This window comes from Neorhizobium sp. 05N33 (assembly GCF_056397445.1).
In genome coordinates, this window is record NZ_JBFTNK010000010.1 from 45,233 (window position 1) to 67,988 (window position 22,756).

Consider the following 22,756-nt stretch of genomic DNA (forward strand, 5'->3'; position numbering starts at 1 on the left):
GGGCTGGCCTGAAGTTGCGGACTTCAACGACAACGTCATGAAGGTCTGTTTCGCCGGCGGCACACTTGCCTATTCCGACCAGGAAATGGTCCTCGACCGCTCCGGCACGCCGGCCTCCGCCTTCATGAACCTCTATTATTCTCCGGTCTATGACGAGGCCGGCAAGCCTTTCGGCGTGGTGGCGATCGTCGTCGAGAATACGGCCAAGGTGCGCGCCGAGCGGCGGCTTCAGGGGGAGGGCGAGCGTCTGAGGCTGATGTTCGATCAGGCTCCGGGCTTCATGGCCATGGTGACCGGGCCGGACCATGTTTTCGAAATGGCGAACGGCGCCTATATGCGCCTCGTCGGCGGTCGGGACCTGCTTGGGCGCCCCATCCGCGAAGCCCTGCCGGAGGTGGCAGAACAGGGTTTTTCCGACCTGCTCGATGAGGTCCGCAGAAGCGGCCGTCCCCATCTCGGCCAGGGTGTGAGCGTGAGGCTGGCGCGCCGGCCCGGCCTGCCGCCGGAAGAGCGTTTCGTGGATTTCGTCTATCAGCCGATCGTCGACGATGCCGGCCAGGCGACCGGGATCTTCATCCAGGGCAGCGACGTCACCGATCAGAAGAAGGCGGAGATCGCGCTTCTCAAGGAAACCCGGCATCTCGAGGTGCTGAACCGGCTCGGTGCAGAACTTTCCGCCGAACTCGACCTCGAAAAGGTCGTGCAGATGACCACCGACGCCGGCGTCGAACTGACTGGCGCACAGTTCGGAGCCTTCTTCTACAACGTCGTCAACGACCGCGGCGAAAGCTATATGCTCTATGCGCTGTCCGGCGTTCCCCGGTCGGCATTCGAGAATTTTCCGATGCCGCGCAACACGGCCGTTTTCGCGCCGACATTCAGCGGCGAGGGCGTCATCCGCTCCGACGATATCATGGCGGATCCGCGCTACGGCCGGAACGATCCGTATTTCGGCATGCCAAAGGACCATCTGCCGGTGCGCAGCTATCTGACGGTTCCGGTGATCTCGCGCTCCGGCGAGGTGATCGGCGGTCTGTTCTTCGGACATGCCGAACCGGCTCAGTTCCGCGAGGAGCATGAGCGGCTGGTGGTGGGGGCTGCCGGCCAGGTGGCGATCGCCATCGACAATGCGCGGCTCTTCCGCGCCGCGGAACGCGACCTCGCCGAACGCCAGCGCGCCGAGGAGGCGCTGCAGGTGCTGAATGCCGGCCTCGAACAGAAGATCGCCTCCGAAATCTCCGAGCGTATGAAGATGGAAGAAGCGCTGCGCCAGAGCCAGAAGATGGAAGCGCTCGGCCAGTTGACAGGCGGTGTCGCGCACGATTTCAACAACCTGCTGCAGGTGATCTCCGGCAATCTTCAGCTTCTCGCCAAGGACGTCGCCGGCAACCAGCGGGCTGGCCGCCGGGTGGAAAATGCGCTTGCCGGCGTGCAGCGTGGTTCCAAGCTCGCCAGCCAGCTGCTCGCCTTCGGCCGCCGCCAGCCGCTGGAACCGAAGGTGGTCAATATCGGCCGGTTCCTGACCGGCATGGAAGAACTGCTGCGTCGCACGCTCGGGGAGGATATCGAGGTCGAGACGATCCGATCCGGCGGTCTCTGGAACGTTCTGGTCGACCCGACCCAGATCGAGAATGCGCTCCTCAACCTTGCGATCAATGCACGCGACGCGATGGAAGACGGTGGCAAGCTGACGATCGAGGCGGGCAACGCCTTCCTCGATGACAATTACGTGCGCCAGCATGCGGACGTGCCGGCCGGCCAATACGTGATGTTGGCGGTGACCGACACGGGCACCGGCATGACGCCGGAGGTGATGGAACAGGTGTTCGAGCCGTTCTTCTCGACCAAGCCCGTCGGCAAGGGCACCGGGCTTGGCCTTTCCATGGTCTACGGTTTCGTCAAGCAGTCCGGCGGGCACGTCAAGATCTACAGCGAAGTCGGCCAGGGCACGACCGTCAAGATCTACTTCCCGCGCATCCAGCGCAGCGAGGATCTGGTGACCGACGCCGATTTCGGCCCGGTGACCGGCGGCACGGAAACCATTCTGGTGGCGGAGGACGACGAGCAGGTGCGCGCCACCGTCATCGAACTGCTCGGCGATCTCGGTTATGCAGTGCTGAAGGCGAAGGACGCGGCGGGTGCGCTGAGTATCATCGAAAGCGGCGTGCCGGTCGATCTTCTGTTCACCGACGTGGTGATGCCGGGGCCGCTGAAGAGCACCGAGCTTGCCAGGCACGCCCGCGAGCGGATGCCGGATATCGCCGTGCTGTTCACCTCGGGTTATACGGAAAACTCGATCGTGCATGGCGGCCGGCTCGATTCCGGCGTCGAGCTGCTGTCGAAACCCTATACCCGCGAAGCCTTGGCGCGGAAGATACGCCATGTGCTGAACGGCCAGCAGCATCGCAACCGGGTGAGGGCGTCGTTCGCGGCCAAGCCCGCCGCCCTGGTGATCGGGCAGCGACCGGTCATGCCGCGTTATTCCGTGCTGCTGGTCGAGGACGATTTCCTGATCCGCATGAGCACCGCCGATCTTCTGACCGAACTGGGCCACGAGGTTTCCGAGGCCTCGACGGCGGAGGAGGCGATCATCATGATAGAGGAGCGTAGCTTCGACGTGGTGGTCACCGATCTCGGCCTGCCGGGTCTCTCCGGCGGCGAGTTCGCGCAGCAGGCGCGCAAGTTATCTCCCGATGTCGGCATCGTGTTCGCGACCGGCAACGACCGCATTCCCGCCGAGGCGGAAGTAGAAGGAGCAGTGCTTCTGAAGAAGCCCTATGGCAGCCAGGAAATCGCAATCGCCTTCGAGAAGATCACCGCCCAGAAGGGCTGAAGGCCGGCAGCCGGCGCCAGTTGTGTCGAGCAATGTTTCCCTTGATCAGGTAAGGAATTTTCCTTACGATAGACCGAAAGGAGATTGTCATGACCAATGTGTTCAAAGAAGTCAGCACGATCACCGCCAAGGGCCAGACGACGGTTCCCAAATCAGTCCGGCAGGCGCTCGGTCTGGATTACGGAGACCGGATCGCCTTCTATGTCGACGATGAACGCGGCGTTTCGGTGCTACGGGAGGCAGCAGATGCACCTGATCCCGTGATCGATAGCTTTCTTACGTTCCTCGCCAAAGACATGGAGGCCCGGCCGGAGGCGCTTTCGACGCTGCCGCCGGCTTTGGTTGATCGCATGACTGCCCTGACCAACGGCATCAAGGTGGACCTCGATGCGCCGATCGACGGCGAAGTCGATCTCTAGCCTATGCTGGTCGTCGACGGCTGGACCATCCTGGCGCATCCGCTCTTCCTCGATCAGCTGGAAAAGCTGACGCTCGCCGTCGAGCGCTCAAGGGACAAGGATCCCGAACACTATCAGGCTACCGCCAATGCCAAGCTGCTCGCCGCCTTGTCGGAACTGGTTTTCAAGACCATTCCGGCCGATCCAACACAAGCGATCTATCGCCAGGGCGGTACTCTCGGCGAAGGCCGGAAACACTGGTTTCGGGCAAAATTCGGGGGCCAGCGTTTCCGTCTGTTCTTCCGCTACAGCAGCGAAGCGAGGATCATCATCTTCGCCTGGGTGAATGACGAAAACACGCAGCGCACCTATGGCGCAAAGACCGATGCCTATGCGGTGTTCCGGAAAATGCTGTCCGGGGGCAACCCGCCCGACGATTGGGCCGCTCTGCTGAAGGCGGCCTCTGCAGAGGATGCGAAGGCGCGTCTCACCGCGGCGGAGAAGACTGCCGAATAACCCGCCGTCTCACCACCACGCGTAAAAATGCGACACTGGTCCGTGGCCGGTGCCGACGGTGAGGGTGTCGGCGGCGGCAATCGCGCCGGCGAGATAGGTCTTGGCGATCGCGACCGCTTCAGCCGGCAAGGCACCCTTGGCGAGTTCGGCGGCGATTGCGCTCGACAGCGTGCAGCCAGTGCCGTGGGTGTTGCTGGTCGCGGTGCGTCTGCCCTCGAACCAGTGGATGCCGGTTACGTCCGCCAGCACATCCGGGCTGTCTTCGCTCTCCAGATGACCGCCCTTCACCAGGACTGCCTTAGGCCCGATCTTCAGCAGTTGCTCGGCCTGGGCTGCCATCCCTTCGCGGGTCGTGGCGACCGTCTCGCCGAGCAGCGCTGCGGCTTCGGGGAGGTTGGGGGTGACGACGGTGGCGAGCGGCATCAGCTTGTAGGTGACGGCATCCACCGCATCGAGCGCCAGCAGCGGCGAACCGCCCTTGGCGATCATCACCGGATCGAGCACGATCGGCACGGTATCGCGATAGGGGCGCAGCACGTCGGCAACCGCCTCGGCGATCTCGGCATTGGCGATCATGCCGATCTTCACCGCATCGACGCGCACGTCGAGAAAGATGGTGCGGATCTGGTTTGCGACGAAGGCGGCGGGCACCGCATGCACGCCGGTGACCCCTTGGGTATTCTGGGCGGTCAGCGCGGTCAGCGCCGCCATGCCATAGGTGCCGCGGGCCGCAAAGGTTTTCAGATCCGCCTGGATGCCGGCGCCGCCGGAAGGGTCCGAACCGGCGATCGACAGGACGTTTTTGATGCTCATGCGCGTGCCCTTTCGATTTCCGCGGCAATTCGGCGGGCGGCGGCTTCCGGATCGGGCTGGCCGCAGATGGCGGACACGACCGCGAGGCCCTTTGCGCCGGCGGCGAGTGCCGGGCCGGCATGTTCCGCCTTGACGCCGCCAATCGCGACTGCCGGAACCGGCGCCATGGCGACGATGCGTGCAAGCCCGTCGAAACCGATCGGCTGCTTGTGGTCGGGTTTGGTGCCGGTCGCAAAGACGGGACCGATACCGACATAATCGACGATGGACGGATCCACCCGACGCGCCAGGTCCTCGGTCTCCACCGAGAGGCCGAGGATCATGCCATGGCCGGCGCGCCGGCGCGCCATCGCCGCCACCATATCGCTCTGGCCGACATGCAGGCCTTCCGCGCCGATCGCGATTGCTGCCTCCACGTCGTCGTTGATGATCAGGGGCACGCCGGTTCCGGAAAGTACCGCCTTCAGCGCCCGGCCGGTTTCGATCATTTTTGCCGTATCCGCCTGCTTGTCGCGCAGCTGGACCATGGTGACGCCGCCGGCGACGGCCAGCCTTGTCGTCTCGATCATGCCGATCTCGCGGCAGAGATCGGGATCGAGGACGAGGTAGACGGAAAGGTCGAAGGTTTTGGTCATGCTGCGACGACCCTTGCCTGGGCATCGAGCGTCTCTCCGGTCAGCGCCGCGAGACGGTCGAGGAAGATCGGCGAGAAGAAGCCGGGACCCGAGGCGGTGAAGGCCGCTTCCTCGCCCGCGACCGCGAACATCGCAAGCGCGGCGACCGTCGCCTCGAAGGGATCGTCCGTGGCGGCGGCAAAGGCGCCGACCAGGCAGGTCAGCGAGCAGCCGAGCGCGGTCACCCGCGGCATCAGGGCCGAACCGCCGAAGATGCGCACCGAACGCCGGCCGTCGGTGACGAAATCCACCTCGCCGGTGACGGCCACCACGCAGGCCTTCTGCCGGGCGATGGTGATTGCCGAGTCTTCCGCCGCCGGGACGCTGTCGCCGCTGTCGACGCCATGGCCGCTCGACTGGCTGCCGGCCAGCGCGATGATTTCCGAGGCGTTGCCGCGGATGATCGTGGGCCGCAGCTCCATCAGCTCGGCGAGTGCGGCGCGGCGATAGGCGGTGGCGTAATGGGCGACGGGATCGAGCACCCAAGGCTTGCCAGCTTCGGTGGCGGAGGCGGCCGCTGCCTTCATGCCGGCCAGGAAATCCGGCGACAGGGTGCCGATATTGACCGTCAGGGCCGCAGCGATGCGGGCGAATTCGCCGGCTTCTTCCTTGGTGTGCACCATGGCGGGCGAGGCGCCGGCCGCCAGCATCACGTTGGCGGCGATATTCATCGCCACGAAATTGGTGATGTTCTGGACGAGCGGGTTTTTGGCACGCATCGCGGTCAGCAACTGGCCGGGGGTGTCTGCAAGGGTCCCAAGGGGTATTATCGTCTGCATATCTGCCTCGTTCGGCGGGGCAGGCGTGGGGCGCAGTGTCAACGCCCTGACGACTCCCTCCGCCAGCATGATCTGGTTCAGGTTCTAAGGGTGCTTCTCAGCCCGGCTTTGCCGGACGCCCCTGTCTTCACCATGGCTTACAGCAAAGATAATGCGCTTCGCCAGTGATTTTTTCTGATTTTGGGCCTTGCAGCTCTAGTCGCTAGAGGTTGTAGAGACGGGGCTCGATCCAATGGGAAAGACACGATGAACGCGACGACACAGGCACGATACAAGGTTGGGGGCATGGATTGCGCCAGCTGCGCGACGAAGATCGACACCGCGGTGCGCCGCATGCCGGGCGTCGAGGACGTGTCCGTTTCGGTGGCTTCAGGCACGATGACTGTGAAGCATGACGGGACCGGCGATCTGGGTGCGATCGAGAAGAAGGTCGTAGGGCTTGGGTATTCGCTCAGGGCGCTGGGTCAGAGGGCCGGTGAGGATGCGCGGCGGCGCGGTGTCGAGGGGTTACCCCCCTCTGCCTTGCCGGGCATCTCCCCCTCAAGGGGGGAGATCGGCAAGACGCACGACCACCATCATCATCATGACCATGACGGCGGGCACGATCATTCCCATCACGACCACGGCACAACAGAAATCGAAGGCCTGCACGGCCACGATCACGGGCCGATGGACGGGCCGTGGTGGAAATCGCCCAAAGGCCGCCTGACCATCCTGGTCGGCATTGCGTTAGCGACGGCTTACGGGATCGGCCATCTGGTGCCGGCCTATGACACAATCATCTTCACCGCAGCGATGCTGATCGGCCTCGTGCCGATTGCCCGGCGCGCCATCATGGCAGCACTCGCCGGCACGCCGTTTTCGATCGAGATGCTGATGACGATTGCCGCCGTCGGCGCTGTTGTCATCAATGCGTCGGAAGAGGCCGCCGCCGTGGTCTTCCTTTTCCTGATCGGCGAATTGCTGGAAGGGGTCGCGGCCGGCAAGGCGCGCCAAAGCATCCAGAGCCTGACGGCGCTGGTGCCGAAAAACGCGCTGCTCGAAGAAAACGGCCAGACCCGCGAAGTGCCGGCGGAGAGCCTTGCCGTCGGTGCGACCATCCTCGTGCGCCCTGGCGACCGTATTTCGGCGGACGGCGTCATCATCGCGGGCGAAAGCGCGATCGACGAAGCGCCGGTGACGGGCGAAAGCACGCCGGTCTCCAAGGGCATCGACGACACGGTTTTTGCCGGCACGATCAACGGCGTTGCCGCCTTGCGGGTTCGCGTGACGGCCGCCGCCGAGGACAATACGATTGCCCGCGTGGTGCGGCTGGTCGAGGAGGCGCAGGAGAGCAAGGCCCCGACCGAGCGCTTCATCGACCGTTTCTCGCGGTATTACACGCCGGGCGTCGTCGCAGTGGCGGCGCTGGTTGCTATCCTGCCACCGCTTGTCGGCGGTGCGTCCTGGAGCGAGTGGGTCTACAAGGGCCTGGCGATCCTGCTGATCGGCTGCCCCTGTGCGCTGGTCATTTCGACGCCTGCCGCAATCGCCGCATCGCTGTCCTCAGGTGCCCGCCGCGGCCTGCTGATGAAGGGTGGCGCGGTGCTGGAAACGCTCGGCAAGATCACCGCCGTCGCGCTCGACAAGACCGGCACGTTGACGGCCGGCAGGCCCCAGGTGACCGATGTCATCGCCTTCGGCCGCAATGCGGAAGACGTGCTGCGCTTTGCCGCCGCGCTCGAAACCGGCTCCAGCCATCCGCTCGCCGCCGCGATCCTTGCCAAGGCTGCCGATGACGAGGTCGAGATCCCGGCTGCGACGGATGCCAGGGCGCTCGGCGGCAAGGGTGTCACGGCGACGGTCGAAGGTGAGGAAGTTTTCCTCGGCTCACCCAAGGCCGCCGCCGAGCTTGTGTCGCTGCCGATGGCGCATTCGAGGCGGATCACGTGCCTCAATGACGAGGGCAAGACCGTCTCGGTGCTGATCGTCGGCGGGGTCCTTGCCGGTGCCGTCGCCATGCGCGACGAACCGCGTCCCGACGCCAGGGCCGGCCTGAAGGCGCTGACCGATGCCGGCATCAGGACCGTGATGCTGACCGGCGACAATGCTCGCACCGCGACCGCGATCGGCAAGGATCTCGGCATCGAGGTACGTGCCGAGCTGATGCCGGAAGACAAGAGCCGCATCGTCGGTGAGCTGAAAAGCGAGGGTTACGTGGTCGGCAAGGTCGGCGACGGTATCAACGACGCCCCGGCACTCGCAGCCGCCGATGTCGGCATCGCGATGGGCGGAGGCACCGACGTGGCGCTCGAAACTGCCGATGCCGCAGCGCTGCACGGCCGGGTCGGCGACATCGCCGCGATGATCGCGCTGTCGAAGCGGACGATGCGCAACATCTACCAGAACATCTCGATCGCGCTCGGCCTGAAGGCGGCCTTCCTGGTCACGACCATCCTGGGGATCACTGGACTGTGGCCGGCGATCCTTGCGGACACCGGGGCGACGGTGCTGGTGACGATCAATGCGCTGCGGCTGCTGCGGGTGAGGAACTAGGCACAGCCCGCGGGAGATTGCGCAAGACACTGTCGTGTTGCAAGATAGGGCAGCGTAAAGGGATAGGCTGACATGCGCACCAACAGATCCATCGCCCTGACACTCGGTAAACAGCAGCAAGTTCTCGATGCCATGGTGGAATCGGGGGACTATGACTCCGCCAGCGAGGCGGTGCGCGCTGCTCTGCGCGCACTCGAGCGGGAAAGGGAAACCCTGGACGAAATCATGCGCCTGAAGGTTCAGGAAGCCATGGACGATCTGCGCCCCAGTATTCCGGCCGCCAAAGTATTCGCGGAACTTCGCGAATTCCATGCCAGCCAGGCGAAAGCCGACAAGCGTGGATCATAATGTCGAGTTTCGACCGGCAGCCGTCACTGACCTCCGGCGGATCTACCTGAGAATTGCCCAAGAGGCAGGGTATGAGCGCGCTGGAAACTATATCGATCGAATTGAAGCGGCCAGCATGAGCCTCTCGGCATTTCCCACCGCGGAACTGTTCGGGGCCATATCCACCCTGGCTTACGCGTCATAGGATTTGAACGCAGTGCCGCCATAGCGCTCGTCGTCGAGAAGGACACGGTCAATATCCTGCGTATTCTTCCGCGGGGCATGGATTTTCCCTCTGACTGGTCCGCAGATGAGTGACGCGCCTTTTCAAACCGTCCGCGCCAGAACCGCAAAAGCCTCATAGGGCTTCAGCGTCAGGCTCTCGCCAAGCGCATCCACCAATTCGTAGTTCGAAATCAGGCCTTGCCCCGACAGCCTCAATTCTCCCGGCAGCTCGACGGTCAGGTCGCTGGCCGTGAAATTGGCCACCACCACCAACCGCTCCCCGTCGAGCGTTCGCGAATAGACGAACACGTCCGGATGGCTGTCGAGCCAGCTTTGGTAGGTGCCGTAGACGATCACGTCATGGGCTTTGCGCAGCGCGATCAGCTCGCGGTAATGGTTCCAGATCGACGTCTCGTCGGTCATCTCCCGTTCCGCATTGATCGTCGGGTAATTGGGATTGACCTCGATCCACGGCACGCCGGTCGAGAAGCCGCCATAGGGCGCGGCGCTCCATTGCATCGGGGTGCGGGCGTTGTCGCGGGCGTTTTCGTTGGCGCCCTTGATGAATTCCTCGGGCGACAGGCCGGCCTCGATATGGAGGCGGTGCATGTTGAGCGTCTCGATGTCGCGATACTGCTCGATCGTGGTGAACGGCACGTTGGTCATGCCGATCTCCTCACCCTGATAGATGAAGGGCGTGCCCTTCATCAGGTGCAGCACGGTTGCCAGCATCTTGGCCGATTCTACCGGATGACCGGTCGCATCGCCATATTTGGAGACGGCGCGTGGCAGGTCGTGATTGCCCCAGAACAGCGAGTTCCAGCCGTCGTCGGACAGCGCATATTGCCATTTGCCGAGCACCGATTTCAGCTTCACCAGGTCGAACGGTTTCGAGCGCCATTTGCCGAACACCTCGTCCCATTGCTGGGTGACGTGCTCGAACTGGAAGACCATCGACAGCTCGTGGCGGTTGCGGCCGGAATAGAGGAGAGCCGAACCGGGCGTCGCGCTCCAGGTTTCGCCGACGGTCAGGATATCGCGATTTCCGAATGTTCTGCGGTTCATTTCCTGCAGGTAGTCGTGCAGATGCGGACCGTCGTGGACGATTTCCTGGTCCACCTGCTTGCCGATATAGTCGATGACATCCATGCGGAAGCCGGCAATGCCGCGCTCCAGCCACCAGTTCATCATCTTGTAGATCTCGCCCCGAACCGCCGGGTTTTCCCAGTTGAGATCCGGCTGGCGGGTCGAAAACAGATGCAGGTAATATTCGCCGCTCAAGGGATCGAGCGTCCAGGCCGGCCCGCCGAAGGAGGATTTGAGGCTGTTCGGCGGCCCGCCATCCGCAGCGGGTTTGCGCCAAATGTAGAAATCGCGGAACGGGTTGCCCGGGCCCTTGCGGCTCTCGACGAACCACGGATGTTCATCCGACGTGTGGTTGACGACGAGATCGAGGACGATGCCGATACCCCGGTTCCGCGCCTCCGATACCAGCCTGTCGAAATCGGCGAGCGTGCCGAATTCCGGGGCGATGTCCTGGTAATCGGAAATGTCGTAGCCGTTGTCGTCCATCGGCGACTTGTAGATCGGCGACAGCCAGATCACGTCGATGCCGAGGGATTTCAGATAGTCGAGCTTCGAGGTGATGCCGGGAATATCGCCCACACCATCGCCGTTGAGATCGCAGAAACTGCGCGGATAGACCTGGTAGACGGTGGCGGTGTGCCACCATTTGCGTTCTATCGGCAATGCAGCCTGCTTGATCGCGTCGGCAAGCTGATCCTGAAAGTCGTTCATCGATGCCCTCCCGGCCTCTTTAACCTGTTCGAACGCGAGAGCGCGGGCGGGGTTCCTCACCCCGGCGGCAACAACGCGTCGGATGGAACATCGTGACTCGCTGCGGGTTAGACCAGTGGGAAACCGCAAGAAAAGGAGACCCTTCATGAGCAGCAAACTTCCCCCGACGCCCCCGGAAAACCTGAGCCACAAGGGCTCCGGCGAACAGGTCCATACGTCCGACATCAAGCCCGGCAAGCTCCAGGCGGCGAATGACCCCGGCAAGCAGGGCCAGCAAGGCAATACCAAGGTCAACACGACCCATCAGGGTTATCAGCAGGACCGATAGGGAGTTCATCATGTCGACATCGCAGAAGACACCCGCAAGCATCCGCCAGGGCGGGCCAGGCGCGTCCCATGAAAATGCCCCCAATGCGAAAAAGGGTGTGCCGCTGGATGTGAAGAAGCCGCCGGCCGATGACGATCTGCGTTCCACCAGCCGCGTTTCGGGCGGCGGCGGCGAACGCGACAGCCACCATACCCATGATGCGAAGAAGAAGGGTGGTCAGGCGAACACGACGCATTGATTGGTCGAACCGGATTGGACGACGAGCGCCCTTCCGGGGGCAATGCCGGGAGGGCGGTGTGTTTTCAGCGTCAGGAGATCAGGCGGAGGGAACCACGCCCCGGCAGGCCCAGGCGACGGAGACGAACGACCGCGGACCGTCCGGCCTGCCCGCCTCGTAGGCGGCCCTGACCGCGGCGTCGGTTTTCGCCCGAAGCGCCGGGTCGAGTGCGGCCACATATTTGCCGAGCGGTCCTTCGCCGGCGGCGATCGGCGCCCAATAGTCGTCGAAGGATTGAAAATCCATCCGGATCATCAGCGAAACTTCCGCCACATCGACGAGGCCCTGGCGGATGAAGCTGTCCTTCATCTCGCCCGGTTGCATCATCGGCTGGAAGAAATGATGGCTCCGCATCTGCCGGGCCTGGTCGTCCAGCATCGAGACCGTGTCCCACATCATCCGCATGGCGGGCATGCCGCCGAGATGATCCCAGACGGTGGCAGCCACCACGCCGCCCGGCCGCACTACGCGCCGCATTTCGGCGACGGCCTTGTCCGCTTCCGGCACGAAATGCAGGACGAGAAGCGCCATCGCCCGGTCGAAATATCCGTCCTCGAAGGGCAGCGCACAGGCATCCGCCTGGCTGATCCTGATCCTCGGATCGGTGTTGCGGCGGATTGCCTCCTCGACGAAGACGGGCGAATAGTCGATTGCCGCGATCTCGGAAAGATTGGCTGCCTTCGGCAGCGCGAATGTCAGGCTTCCGGTGCCGCAGCCGACGTCGAGAACCTTTTCTCCGTCTTCAAGACCGGCGAAATCGATCAGCTGGGGTGCCAGCCTCTGGCTCCAGCGCCCCATGAGTTGCTCGTAACCGCCCGCGTTGCGGACATTGAAACTCGATGTCATGTCGCCCTCCAAGCTTCCGAAACCAAGGCTATTCCTGGTTTCTCCGGTTGCCAAGACCGCTGAACGGGGTACGTGAGTTAAAGGATGACGCCGCCACGCCGCGCCATTAAGACTTTGTTGACACCTGTCAACTCCCCGCCGAGGGCTCCGCCGCATCGAGCCCGCCGCAGATCATCGGGGGTCAGTTCATACCGGGCCGGTTCAATGCGCCGGCTTGAAACCTTCGTCGGTCAGCATCATCGAGGCGAGGTCGAGCCCCATGCCGCGTGCACCTTCGGCGGCGGCACGACCGATCGCCTTGGTCTGAGCGGCATTGCCCTTGGCCTGTTCGAGCCCGACGCCGAGCAGCAGCGCCTGCATGAACAGGGCTTCCGACATGGACTGCTTGAGGCTGTCAGTCGCGTTGGCGAATTCGGGAACCGAAGCCATGGTGCGCATCACCTGCTGCTTGACGGCAGCCGTTGCCGCCTGGCTCGGATCGTCGGTCGAACCGCGCGTCGCCTGCCACGCGCCGATCCACCAGACCGTATAGGCGTCGGCCAGGTTGTCGATCCGCAACCCGTATTTGGCGAGCGGCGTCCGCATTTCCTCGATGATGTCGCGGGAGGCGACCAGCTGGGCGAGGTCGTCCGCACCCTTCGGATCTGCAGCCCGGCTCTTGGCGACGAAACCGGCGAGATTGGCCGTGCGGCGGGCTTTCGAGGGGACGTAGCGGAAACTGTCCGGCCGCACCGGCCGGGCAGTCTCTGGGGTGGCGGATGCCGGGCCCTGGTTGCCCTTGCGCTGCATCTGCCGGCGCAGCGTCTCGGCGATCGGCCCCATGTTCAGCGTCGCTTCGAAGGCGCCGGGGCTGAGCGGGCCTGAAAAATCGGCCCGTGCCGGGACGTTTCCGGCACCAAGGACGGTAAGGCCCCCCAGTAGAATTGCCAGATACCTTGCGTTTGCCCGCATCGCCGAATCCCCCGAAATACGATGGGCACTATATGCGCCGCGCTCGTATCGGCAAGCCGAATGGCAGATATCAGCCGGCGTACTTGCGCGTCCTGACGGCTTCGCCAAAGGCCTCGAACAGCGCATGGTTGATGGGATTGATCTGCGGGTCGTATTCCGCATGCCACTGGACGCCCAGCGCAAACCCTTCCGCCTCCTTGAACCGGATCGCCTCGATGGTGCCGTCTTCCGCCACGCCTTCAACGACGATGCGGTTTCCCAGTTCGTCTATCCCCTGGCCGTGGAGGGAATTGACCCGGATCGTCTCGCGGCCGAGCAGGCGCGCGAACGTGCCGTCCGGGGTCAGCCGGACGTCGTGCCGGTCGGCAAAGACGACGCTCAGATCCGGGTGGATCTCGCCGTTTTCCAGGCGCGGCATGCGGTGGTTCATGCGGCCGGGCAGTTCGCGGATCTCCGGATGCAGCGAGCCGCCGGCCGCGACGTTCATTTCCTGAAAGCCGCGACAGATGCCGAACACCGGTATGCCGGCGGCAACGCAGGCATTGATCAGCGGCAGGGCGACCGCATCGCGGTTCTGGTCATAGGGTTCGTGGCGGGCGTGCGGCTCGGTGTTGAAGTGGCTCGGATGGACATTGGCGCGGCCTCCGGTCAGGAGGATGCCGTCGACGGTGTCGAGCAAAGTCGGAATGTCGGTGATATTAGGATTGCCGGCAAACATCAGCGGCAGGGCGCCGGTAACGTCCGCGATCGCTCTGAGATTCTGCTCACCCACGAGCTGCGCGGAAAAGCGGTTTTCGACACTATGGGTATTGCCGATCACGCCGATCACCGGTCTGGACATTGCTCAAATCCACTATTCAGCCGCAGCGCTTCGATCAGCGGCCTGCCGGCAATTTCAAATTTCACTTCGAATTTCACCTGGGGAACGGATTTCACTTGCGGACTGCCCCCACCCTCGCAAGCACCTCGCTCGGGATTGCATACCGCTTGATGATGTCGCGATTGTTCCGAAGACCGCAGATTTCGCGCTGGATGAACAGTCCCCAGACGGCATCCGCCGCATCGTCGCGAAGCCTCTCCCGCAGCACTTCGCTGTCGCGCTCCGGGTTCCAGGCATTCAACGCGGCGAGCGCTTCCTCTACCTTCAGCCCCTGCCGCCCCAGCGCTGCCGCGCGCTCGGACATCAACTCGTATTCGAGGACGTTGAAGCCGGTATTGGCGAAACCTGGCTGATGGAACGACTGAGGAGGGCGGACGCTCATGGGAAATACCTGGAATTTCCGCCAATGTTAGCCGATTGCTGCGGCGCGTCAAATGAGGAATGGGGTGGGTGGTGTGGATGGTGGTGCACCGGAGGACGCCTCGCCAGGGAAGCGGACGAACACGCAGGTCTTTTCGGCGTAGTCCACGGCGAATGCCGGTTTCCCCCGCCGCAGGGCTTCGACGGGCTGGGATTGAAGACTGTTGCGACGCCCGGCGGCGATGCGTGCGGTGCCGATAATGGCGCCATGTTGGAGCTCGAGTGTTCATGAGGCCCGCAGCATTACAGGCCGAAAGCGAGTGGCGCCCACCCGTTTCATGCGCGTCGGCGCAAAGATCCGGTCGGCTGACAACAAAACGCCCCGCGGCAAGAATACCGAACAGGCGCGCCCGCCTCACGCGAGGATATCGATGTCCTCCAGTTCGCTTATATTGGCGGTGATGCGCTCGAACAGTGCCACGGCGACATGCATCTGGTCGGGGTCGATGTTGCTGAAGATCTGCTCGCGCATCCGGTCGGCAATCGAGCGGACGAGTTCCGCCTGCTCTTGGCCATGGGCCGTCAGGAACAGAAGCTTGACGCGGCGGTCGTTGGGGTCCGGCCGGCGTTCGATCAGGCCGTTCTCCTCCATCCGGTCGAGGAGGCGCACCATGGTCGCCTGTTCGAGCTCAAGCTCGCAGGCGAGCTCGCTCTGCGTCATGTTCTGCTTCTTGGCAAGGCGGAACAGGGCGCGGGCGCGCGGATAGGTCAGCCCATGCGCCGTGACCTGCTGGTTGAAGGCAGTACGGATCTTGCGGCTGACCTTGGTCAGCGCTTCGAAGAATTCGGATGCGATCGGGTCAGGTTTCATCGCGAGCTTGACGTTTACGGGCTAAAGTTTCTGGTGCGAGACGTGGCATGTCGGCCGGTGGGTTTCAAGAGATGCAATGTAAGGCGCTGGTTTCGGAGAGAGATAGTCGAAAGGCTTACTTAGGCACGGCGCGCCCTCCATCATTAACGTCGCGTTAACCATGGTTGGCTAGAAATATCGGTGCGCGAATGACCTGCGCGCCTAACCTCTATGGGATCAACATGTACGTTGTATCGGTGCTCGACAATGGCGACCAAAGGACATTCGTGTCCGAAAGCCTGAAAATATTAGACCGGATCGTCTACGCGACCATTTGTGGTTCTCCGAAGCAGTTCCTGCTCTCCGAGGTCGTCGATATCGTCCCGGTCGACGCAAAGCCGACCAAAGCTCCAACGACACGAAACGCCGCCTCCCTCGTCCAATAGTCCGCTCGCGGACCGAAGGATCGAAGAGAGGAAACGATCGCGTTTTCGCAAACCGCCTGCCCGCGCATCCGTAACTGGACTGCCCGGCCGAGGGCTCGTTCGCGCGTCTGCTCACGCCGGCTGCAACCGATCACAAAACGGGGTCGCAGCCGCGGAGGGCTCGCCGGCATAAGTCGGCGAGCTTTAAACACAAGCCATGTCCGCGTCACGCCGGCGGCCTCTTACTCCGCCGCGTCGGCCTGTTCGGCGGCGATCGGCTCTTCCTTCACCTTCTTGTTCCGGCCCGAAAGCACGTCGCCCGCCGTCTCGGACAGGCGGAAGAACGAGAAACACGAAGAGGCGGAAATGATCGCGATGATGACGAAGGACATCGCGAAGGCAAAGTTGGTGAGCGTCCCGGAGCCGCCGGAAAAATAATGCAAGAGCATGGCCGACATTGCGACGCCGGTGCTCTGGGCAATGCGTTGCGCCATCTGCGACAGCGATGTCGCGTGGCTCATCTCGGAATCTTCCGTCTCCGCAAATGTCAGCGTGTTCAGTGATGTGAACTGCAAGGCCCTGAAGAAGCCGCCGAGCAGGATGATGGCGACCATGATGGCCGGCGCCGTGGCGGGTGTGAACGTGGCCAGCAGCGCCATCGACACGCTGGCGATCAGCGCGTTCCATAAGAGGACGTTGCGGAAGCCAAAACGGCGCAGGATACGTCTCGTCATGGTTCGCATGCCGAAGGCGCCGATCGTCGACACGAAGGTGATCGCGCCGGATTGCAGCGGCGTGTAGTGGAAAACCTCCTGCATCAGCAGCGGCAGCATGAACGGCAGGGCGCCCATGCTGATCCTGAACAGCGAACCGCCGGTGACGCTCGAGCGGAATGTCGGATACCGGAAGAGTTTCAGGTCGAGGATCGCGTTCGGCGTGTTGCGCGCATGCCGGATGTAAAGGCCGAGCAGCGAGAAGCCGACCACAGCCAGGGCCAACGCGCTCGAATTCATGCCGCGGGCGAAGGAATCGAAGCCGAAAATGACCGCGCCGATGCCGGCGCCGGTGAAGACGAAGCCCGGAAAATCGAAAGAGGTGCGTTCGGTCGGCGGGATATTGTCGATCAGCGCGAGCGTCAGGATGATCGCCACGATGCCGACGGGCAGGTTGATCCAGAAGATCCAGTGCCATGAACTGACGCCGGTGATGAAGCCGCCGAGCAGCGGCCCGATCGCCGGGCCGACCACGGCCGGCATACTCATCAGCACCATGGCGGACACCAATTCCTCGCGCGGCACCGAGCGCACCAGGATCAGCCGCGCCGTCGGCAGCATCAGCGCACCGCCGAACCCCTGCAGGGCGCGCGCCGCGATCAGCATGGTGAGGCTGGTCGAGGCGGCGCAGAGCAGCGAGGCGAAGGTGAACAGCGCGATCGCCGAACAGAACACCCGCCGGGCGCCGAAACGATCCGCAAGCCAGCCGCTCAAGGGGAGGAACACGCCGAGCGACAGCACGTAGACGGTGATCGTCGAATGCAGCGCCAACGGCGGTTCGCCGAGCGCGTCGGCAATCGTCGGCAGAGCCGTGGCGATCGCCGTCGAATCGATCTGCTGCATGATGAGGGCCGATGCGACGATCAGCGGTACGGTCTTGCGGGTATCCAATTTGGCAGTCTTTCGGTTCAAGCCCTTGTTCGGTAAGCCCGGTTCCTGGCGGGCCACCAAGCCGCGCGGCCACCGATGGTGTTTCCGCTTGCTTTAGTCGTCGTCATGTGTTCTTCTATATGGAACGCCGGTCCATAAACAGAATATTCCCTTGGATAAGGGGCTGTCAACGGCGCTTTTGCGGTTGCGGCGTTGACCGCGCCTGTTGTCCGGATGCAGGCCGGCTGATCGTCACGGGAGCGGCAATCGAGATGAAGACGGTGGGGACATGAAGATCACGGGTGTGCAGGACGAGGACCAGCAAAAGGGCCGCCTTTCTTCGGTCTCGATGGCGATCCGCATCCTCAAGGCTTTCGAAGGCGACGACGCGGAGATCGGCGTCACCGAGCTCGCCCGCCGTCTCGGCATTGCCAAGAGCACCGTCCATCGCCTGGTGGTGACGCTGATGGCCGAAGATTTTCTCGAACAGAATCGCGAGACCGGCCGCTATCGGCTCGGGCTCGAGCTTTTCAGGCTCGGTTCGCTGGTGCGCAACCGCATGGATCTTTCCACCGAAGCGCGCACGCTGCTGATGGACCTGCGCAGCGAAACGGACGAGACGGTGCTGCTAGGCGTGCCGGCCGGGCCGGAGATCATGTATATCCGCGTCCAGCCTTCCCGGCAGGCGGTGCGCATCAGCGCCGAGATCGGCATGCGCGCGCCTTATCATGCGACGGCCGCCGGCCGCGCAATTCTCGCCTTCCAGCCGGAAAGCCGCATTGCGGCCCTTGTCGGCGCGCCCCTGCCGCTCCGAACCCCGAAAACCGTCACCGATCCCGATAAGCTGCGCAAACTGCTCGGCACTATCCGTCGCCTCGGTTACGCGGTGGAAGACGAGGAGAACGAACTCGGCATGCGCGCCATCGCCGCCCCCATCCATGACGCCCAGTCGGACGTGGTCGGCGCCGTCGCGATCGCTGGCCCGGTCCAGCGCCTGTCGCTGAAAAATTTGAACGGTTTTGCTGAACCGCTGCTCGTCGCGGCACGGGCAATTTCCGCCCGCCTCGGACATCGCGGTTCGCTCGGTGCCGGCGATTTCTGACGAGCGGCAGCCGTGACGATTTAATGTTCCAGAAGGGTTGCCGCGGATTGGACGCGCTCTAGGTAAATCATTGAACCGCTCGGTTCGATCTCATCGGCGCACGTCGTTTCGGCGCGTCACCGACCTTTTCTCTCCGGGGAGGTCCTCTATGGAAACCCACTGTCTTAAGCGCCCCACGCGGCGCCAATTCCTTTCTTCCGTTGCTTTTACCATTCTCGCCGGCGGTGCCGCGCCCGTGATGGCGCGCAGCATTTCCGGCAGCCTTCCCTGGGAGGCGCGCTCCGCCGATCCGCCGGTACAGGTCAAGCCCGGCGGCTGGCTGTTCTTCACGCTCGAAGAGGCGCAGACAATGGAGGCGGTCGCCGACCGGCTGGTGCCGGCGGACGATCTGTCGCTCGGCGGCAAGGATGCCGGCTGCGTTCTTTATCTCGACCGGCAGCTGGTGGGATCCTACGGCACGTCGAGCCGGCTCTATACCAAGGGCCCGTTCATGCCCGGCCTGCCGACGCAGGGGTATCAGGCGTCCGACACGCCGGCCCAGCGATACCGCGCCGGCATTGCCGCGCTCAACGCGTTCACCCGCGAAACCAAGGGCGGCAAGCGCTTCGCCGAACTTGCGCCCGGCGACCAGGACGCGGTCCTCAAGGATCTCGAAGCCGGAAAGATCACCCTGCCGAACAAGGTGGATGCCAAGTCCTTCTTCAACCTGATGCTCGCCAACGTGATGGAAGGTTTCTTCGCCGACCCGATCTATGGCGGCAACAAGGACATGGCCTCGTGGAAGATGCTGGGCTTTCCCGGCGCGCGATACGACTACCGCGACCACGTTTCCAAACACAACCAACCCTATCCCCTGCCTCCGGTTTCGATCGCAGGCTCGACGGAATGGATGACCAGGTAGGGACTGAAAAATATGACCACTATTCTACCTCGCAAGGACGCCGTGATTGTCGGCCTTGGCTGGACAGGCGCGATCCTTGCTCATGAACTGACGGAGGACGGGCTCGACGTCGTGGCGATCGAACGCGGTCCGTGGCGCGATACGGCCACCGATTTCAACATCGGTTATGCCCAGGACGAACTTCGCTACGGCATCCGCCGCGATCTCTTCCTGCAGCCGGTCGTCGAAGCGATGACGATGCGCAACAACACCTCGCAGACGGCGCTGCCGATGCGCGATTACGGCTCCTTCCTGCCCGGCAACGGAGTGGGCGGCGCCGGCGTTCACTGGAACGGCCATACCTGGCGGTTCTGGGACAGCGACTTCCAGATCGCCGACCACCTGAGGGACCGCTACGGCGCAGCACGGATCCAGGACCTGCAATTGCAGAACTGGGGCGTGACCGGTGCCGAGATGGAAAAATCCTTCGACCGCTTCGAATATCTCGCCGGCATTTCCGGCAAGGCGGGCAATATCAACGGCCAGATCCAGGAGGGCGGCAATCCGTTCGAGGACCCGCGCTCGCGCGATTATCCGCTGCCGCCGCTGCAGATGACCTATGCGCCGACGCTGTTTGCACAGGTGACCAAGTCGTTGAACCTGCACCCGTTCCCGACGCCGGCCGCCAACCTTTCCAAGGACTATATCAACCCGCTCGGCATCGCCATGGGCCAGTGCACCATGTGCGGTTTCTGCGAACGGTTCGGCTGCGCCAACTACTCGAAATCCTCGGCACAGACGACCATTCTGCCGGTGTTGATGAAAAAGAAGAACTTCGAGGTCCGCACCGAGTCGGAAGTCCTGCACGTGGATCTCGATCCCTCGAAGAAACACGCCCGCGGCGTCACTTATGTGAACACCTCGGGCGAGGAGTTCTTCCAGCCGGCCGACATCGTGCTGCTCTGCGCCTATGGTCTCCACAACGTCCGGCTGATGATGCTCTCCGGCATCGGCCAGATCTACGATCCGAATACCGGGGAGGGGACTGTCGGGCGGAACTACTGCTATCAGACCAATGCCGGCGCGCAGGTGTTCTTCGACGACAAGAACTTCAATCCGTTCGTCGCCGCCGGCGCGCTCGGCCAGACGGTGGACGATTTTAACGGCGATGCCTTCGACCACGGGCCGCTCGATTTCGTCGGCGGGGCGGGCATCAACTGCATTCCCTCGAACGGCCGGCCGATCCAGACCCGCCCGACCCCGCCCGGCACGCCGCGCTGGGGCAGCGACTGGAAGAAGGCCACCGTCAAATCCTACAAGTCGACGCTCGGCTTTTCCTCCCAAGGATCGAGCTACCCGACCCGCGGCAACTATCTCGATCTCGATCCGACCTATACGGATCGGTTCGGGCGGCCGCTGCTGCGCTTCACGTTCGATTTCCCGGACAACGACATCCGCATGTCGAACTGGGTCTCGGACCGGATGGAGGAGATCGCCAAGGCCTTCGGTGGCAAGCAATACACCAATACCCGCCGCAAGAAGGGCTGGGATTCGGTGCCCTACCAGAGCACCCACAATACCGGCGGGGCGATCATGGGCACGGACCCCAAGACCAGCGCCGTCAACAAGTACCTGCAGAGCTGGGACGTCGCCAACGTCTTCGTCATCGGCGCTTCCGCCTTCGCCCACAATGCCGGCAAGAACCCGACCGGCACCGTCGGGGCGCTCGCATTCCACGCGGCGGATGCCATACGCCAGCAATATCTCCGCAACCCCGGCCAACCTCTGGTGTCGGCATGAGCAGGATCGTCTTTTCCCTCACCCTTGCCGCAACGGCCTTCTCGGCAGGCCTGGCGCTCGCCCAGGCTCCCGACCAGGCAGACGAGATCATCCGCGGTCGTTACCAGGCGATCCTCGGCGATTGCTCCGCCTGTCACACCGCGCCGGGAGCAAAACCGCTCTCCGGCGGGCTGCCGCTCGAAACGCCCTTCGGCCAGATCATTCCGCCGAACATCACGCCCGACAAGGCGACGGGCATCGGCAACTGGACGGAGGCGGATTTCCGCAGCGCCCTGAAAAAGGGTATCGGCCATGACGGCAAGCGGCTCTACCCCGCCATGCCCTATCCGGCCTATACCAGGATGACCGACAGGGATATCGGCAACCTCTGGTCCTATCTCCGGACCGTCGATCCGGTCTTCAACCCGGTCGAATCCAACCAACTGCCGTTCCCGTTCAACATCCGGCTGTCGATGATGGGCTGGAACATGCTGAACTTCACGCCGGGCGAATTCCAGCCCGATCCGTCGAAATCGGCCGAATGGAACCGCGGCGCCTATATCGTCCAGGGGCCGGGCCATTGCGGCACCTGCCATTCGCCGAAAACCGCGCTCGGTGCGGACGAGACAAGCGAGGCGTTGCAGGGTGGTTCGCTGCAGGGATGGTATGCACCCAACATCACCGGCAACAGCTATATCGGCATTGGCAGCTGGAGCGAGGATCAGATCGTCCGGTACCTGAAGACCGGCACCAACGGGCATACGATCGCGTCCGGCCCGATGGCGGAAGCGATCCAGGCCTCGACCTCGCTGATGACCGACGAGGACGTGCACGCGATCGCCACTTACCTGAAGAGCACCGAAGGCGGCCCGACGCAGAAACCGCAGCCGATCCCGGCGAGCGATGCGCGCATGAAGGTGGGGGCGGCGATCTATCACGACACCTGTTCCGCCTGCCATGGCGGCGACGGCAAGGGGGCGAGCCAGCTCTTCCCGGCACTCGCCGGCAGCTCGATCGTCCAGCAGCCGAGCGCGGAGACGCTGACGCGCCTCGTGTTGCAGGGCAGCCAGGCGGTGCATACGCCCGCGGCGAAAACGACACCCGCCATGCCGTCGCTGGGCTGGAAGCTGTCGGATGAGCAGGTCGCGGCGGTGCTCACCTATGTCCGCAACAGCTGGGGCAATGCAGCACCTTCGGTCGGGGCTTCGGATATCGGGGCGCAGCGGTAGAGAAGCCGAGGGACGTCGCACGGAGGCAAACTCAGCTGCCGAAGCGACACCCCCCTCTGCCCTGCCGGGCATCTCCCCCTCAAGGGGGGAGATCGGCCAGATGAGTGCTCATCGCTTCACGCCGAACGGATTTGGGCATTTGTCGGTATAATTTGTGGCAAGACGTCAGCTCCATCCAATCTCCCCACCCGTGGGGGAGATGTCCGGCAGGACAGAGGGGGGCGTTCTGGCTGGACGCTTGATCACGTCCAACCGCACATCTTCATTTCCCGCCTTCACGCACCCTCATCCTCCCGCTACAACTCCATT

General features: G+C 63.5%; 21 protein-coding genes, 3 pseudogenes and 1 riboswitch. Of the genes and pseudogenes, 14 read left to right on the forward strand and 10 right to left on the reverse strand.

The features are described from left to right. Window positions 1-256 precede the first annotated feature (256 nt). The 3 genes from AC1DLT_RS22275 to AC1DLT_RS22285 all read left to right on the forward strand — a co-directional run bounded on the left by AC1DLT_RS22275 (window position 257) and on the right by AC1DLT_RS22285 (window position 3,747). A complete protein-coding gene (locus tag AC1DLT_RS22275; protein ID WP_477488285.1) occupies window positions 257-2,833 on the forward strand; it encodes a response regulator in 2,577 nt (858 codons plus the stop codon). Window positions 2,834-2,922: 89 nt separating this feature from the next. After that, entirely contained in the window at window positions 2,923-3,252 is a 330-nt protein-coding gene (locus AC1DLT_RS22280) for a type II toxin-antitoxin system PrlF family antitoxin (RefSeq protein ID WP_040124013.1), read from the forward strand. A 3-nt stretch (window positions 3,253-3,255) separates the two neighbouring features. Continuing rightward, window positions 3,256-3,747: a type II toxin-antitoxin system YhaV family toxin gene (locus AC1DLT_RS22285; RefSeq protein ID WP_477488203.1), complete on the forward strand. Its 492-nt coding sequence runs from the start codon at window positions 3,256-3,258 to the stop codon at window positions 3,745-3,747. Window positions 3,748-3,756: 9 nt separating this feature from the next. On the opposite strand, the gene thiD is transcribed toward AC1DLT_RS22285, so the two are convergent. Genes thiD through thiM form a run of 3 tightly spaced genes read right to left on the reverse strand, consistent with a single transcriptional unit; the run spans window position 3,757 to window position 6,013 of the window. After that, window positions 3,757-4,560 (reverse strand): bifunctional hydroxymethylpyrimidine kinase/phosphomethylpyrimidine kinase, encoded by an 804-nt coding sequence (gene thiD, locus AC1DLT_RS22290; protein WP_477488204.1) that lies wholly within the window; start codon window positions 4,558-4,560, stop codon window positions 3,757-3,759. Then, window positions 4,557-5,195 (reverse strand): thiamine phosphate synthase, encoded by a 639-nt coding sequence (thiE, locus tag AC1DLT_RS22295; RefSeq protein WP_477481709.1) that lies wholly within the window; start codon window positions 5,193-5,195, stop codon window positions 4,557-4,559. Before thiE ends, thiD begins: the two co-directional genes overlap by 4 nt. Beyond that, window positions 5,192-6,013, reverse strand: a complete 822-nt coding sequence (gene thiM, locus AC1DLT_RS22300; protein ID WP_477481710.1) for a hydroxyethylthiazole kinase — start codon at window positions 6,011-6,013, stop codon at window positions 5,192-5,194. The genes thiE and thiM overlap by 4 nt, the downstream gene beginning before the upstream one ends. A gap of 37 nt (window positions 6,014-6,050) precedes the next feature. Beyond that, window positions 6,051-6,146, reverse strand: a riboswitch (TPP riboswitch). Between the two features lie 113 nt (window positions 6,147-6,259). On the opposite strand from thiM, the gene AC1DLT_RS22305 reads away from it, so the two are divergent. Together AC1DLT_RS22305 and AC1DLT_RS22310 are read left to right on the forward strand one after the other, a co-directional pair. After that, window positions 6,260-8,548 carry a heavy metal translocating P-type ATPase gene (locus tag AC1DLT_RS22305; RefSeq protein ID WP_477488205.1) on the forward strand — a complete coding sequence of 763 codons (2,289 nt, stop codon included), beginning with the start codon at window positions 6,260-6,262 and terminating at the stop codon, window positions 8,546-8,548. A gap of 72 nt (window positions 8,549-8,620) precedes the next feature. Continuing rightward, the gene (locus AC1DLT_RS22310; protein ID WP_477481712.1) at window positions 8,621-8,896 is read left to right on the forward strand and encodes a ribbon-helix-helix domain-containing protein; all 276 of its coding nucleotides are present in this window, start codon (window positions 8,621-8,623) and stop codon (window positions 8,894-8,896) included. 306 nt (window positions 8,897-9,202) lie between these two features. Here the strand turns inward: AC1DLT_RS22310 and AC1DLT_RS22315 are convergent, their stop codons facing one another. Further along, window positions 9,203-10,897: a glycoside hydrolase family 13 protein gene (locus tag AC1DLT_RS22315; protein WP_477488206.1), complete on the reverse strand. Its 1,695-nt coding sequence runs from the start codon at window positions 10,895-10,897 to the stop codon at window positions 9,203-9,205. A gap of 145 nt (window positions 10,898-11,042) precedes the next feature. Here AC1DLT_RS22315 and AC1DLT_RS22320 point away from each other — a divergent pair, with 145 nt between their 5' ends. Both AC1DLT_RS22320 and AC1DLT_RS22325 read left to right on the forward strand, forming a co-directional pair. Continuing rightward, entirely contained in the window at window positions 11,043-11,225 is a 183-nt protein-coding gene (locus AC1DLT_RS22320) for a hypothetical protein (RefSeq protein WP_477488207.1), read from the forward strand. A 10-nt stretch (window positions 11,226-11,235) separates the two neighbouring features. Further along, window positions 11,236-11,463, forward strand: a complete 228-nt coding sequence (locus tag AC1DLT_RS22325) for a hypothetical protein (RefSeq protein WP_040124026.1) — start codon at window positions 11,236-11,238, stop codon at window positions 11,461-11,463. A gap of 78 nt (window positions 11,464-11,541) precedes the next feature. On the opposite strand, the gene AC1DLT_RS22330 is transcribed toward AC1DLT_RS22325, so the two are convergent. The 5 genes from AC1DLT_RS22330 to AC1DLT_RS22350 form a co-directional block, all read right to left on the reverse strand. Beyond that, window positions 11,542-12,348, reverse strand: a complete 807-nt coding sequence (locus AC1DLT_RS22330; protein ID WP_477488208.1) for a class I SAM-dependent methyltransferase — start codon at window positions 12,346-12,348, stop codon at window positions 11,542-11,544. Window positions 12,349-12,549: 201 nt separating this feature from the next. Then, window positions 12,550-13,299, reverse strand: coding sequence for a DUF6683 family protein (locus AC1DLT_RS22335; RefSeq protein ID WP_477488209.1), 750 nt, complete (start codon window positions 13,297-13,299; stop codon window positions 12,550-12,552). A 70-nt stretch (window positions 13,300-13,369) separates the two neighbouring features. Continuing rightward, complete coding sequence (locus tag AC1DLT_RS22340; protein ID WP_477488210.1) at window positions 13,370-14,140, reverse strand: gamma-glutamyl-gamma-aminobutyrate hydrolase family protein; 771 nt, start codon at window positions 14,138-14,140, stop codon at window positions 13,370-13,372. A 91-nt stretch (window positions 14,141-14,231) separates the two neighbouring features. After that, window positions 14,232-14,561: a DUF6665 family protein gene (locus tag AC1DLT_RS22345; RefSeq protein ID WP_477488211.1), complete on the reverse strand. Its 330-nt coding sequence runs from the start codon at window positions 14,559-14,561 to the stop codon at window positions 14,232-14,234. A gap of 393 nt (window positions 14,562-14,954) precedes the next feature. Continuing rightward, window positions 14,955-15,410, reverse strand: a complete 456-nt coding sequence (locus AC1DLT_RS22350; RefSeq protein WP_477481721.1) for a MarR family winged helix-turn-helix transcriptional regulator — start codon at window positions 15,408-15,410, stop codon at window positions 14,955-14,957. Between the two features lie 221 nt (window positions 15,411-15,631). Here AC1DLT_RS22350 and AC1DLT_RS22355 point away from each other — a divergent pair, with 221 nt between their 5' ends. Continuing rightward, window positions 15,632-15,835, forward strand: coding sequence for a hypothetical protein (locus AC1DLT_RS22355; protein ID WP_157885278.1), 204 nt, complete (start codon window positions 15,632-15,634; stop codon window positions 15,833-15,835). 221 nt (window positions 15,836-16,056) lie between these two features. Here the strand turns inward: AC1DLT_RS22355 and AC1DLT_RS22360 are convergent, their stop codons facing one another. Continuing rightward, window positions 16,057-17,499 carry a DHA2 family efflux MFS transporter permease subunit gene (locus AC1DLT_RS22360; protein ID WP_477488212.1) on the reverse strand — a complete coding sequence of 481 codons (1,443 nt, stop codon included), beginning with the start codon at window positions 17,497-17,499 and terminating at the stop codon, window positions 16,057-16,059. Between the two features lie 247 nt (window positions 17,500-17,746). On the opposite strand from AC1DLT_RS22360, the gene AC1DLT_RS22365 reads away from it, so the two are divergent. The 6 genes and pseudogenes from AC1DLT_RS22365 to AC1DLT_RS22390 all read left to right on the forward strand — a co-directional run bounded on the left by AC1DLT_RS22365 (window position 17,747) and on the right by AC1DLT_RS22390 (window position 22,447). Next, a complete protein-coding gene (locus tag AC1DLT_RS22365; protein ID WP_477488213.1) occupies window positions 17,747-18,559 on the forward strand; it encodes an IclR family transcriptional regulator in 813 nt (270 codons plus the stop codon). A gap of 148 nt (window positions 18,560-18,707) precedes the next feature. Then, a complete protein-coding gene (locus tag AC1DLT_RS22370; RefSeq protein ID WP_247138681.1) occupies window positions 18,708-19,460 on the forward strand; it encodes a gluconate 2-dehydrogenase subunit 3 family protein in 753 nt (250 codons plus the stop codon). Window positions 19,461-20,180: 720 nt separating this feature from the next. After that, window positions 20,181-20,492: pseudogene (locus AC1DLT_RS22375) on the forward strand (GMC family oxidoreductase N-terminal domain-containing protein); the annotation flags it as partial. A 164-nt stretch (window positions 20,493-20,656) separates the two neighbouring features. Further along, a pseudogene (locus AC1DLT_RS22380) lies at window positions 20,657-20,920 on the forward strand (hypothetical protein); the annotation flags it as partial. After that, window positions 20,808-21,239: pseudogene (locus AC1DLT_RS22385) on the forward strand (GMC oxidoreductase); the annotation flags it as partial. The pseudogenes AC1DLT_RS22380 and AC1DLT_RS22385, both read left to right, overlap by 113 nt. Beyond that, window positions 21,236-22,447: a c-type cytochrome gene (locus tag AC1DLT_RS22390; RefSeq protein WP_477488214.1), complete on the forward strand. Its 1,212-nt coding sequence runs from the start codon at window positions 21,236-21,238 to the stop codon at window positions 22,445-22,447. The pseudogene AC1DLT_RS22385 and the gene AC1DLT_RS22390, both read left to right, overlap by 4 nt. Window positions 22,448-22,756 lie beyond the last annotated feature (309 nt).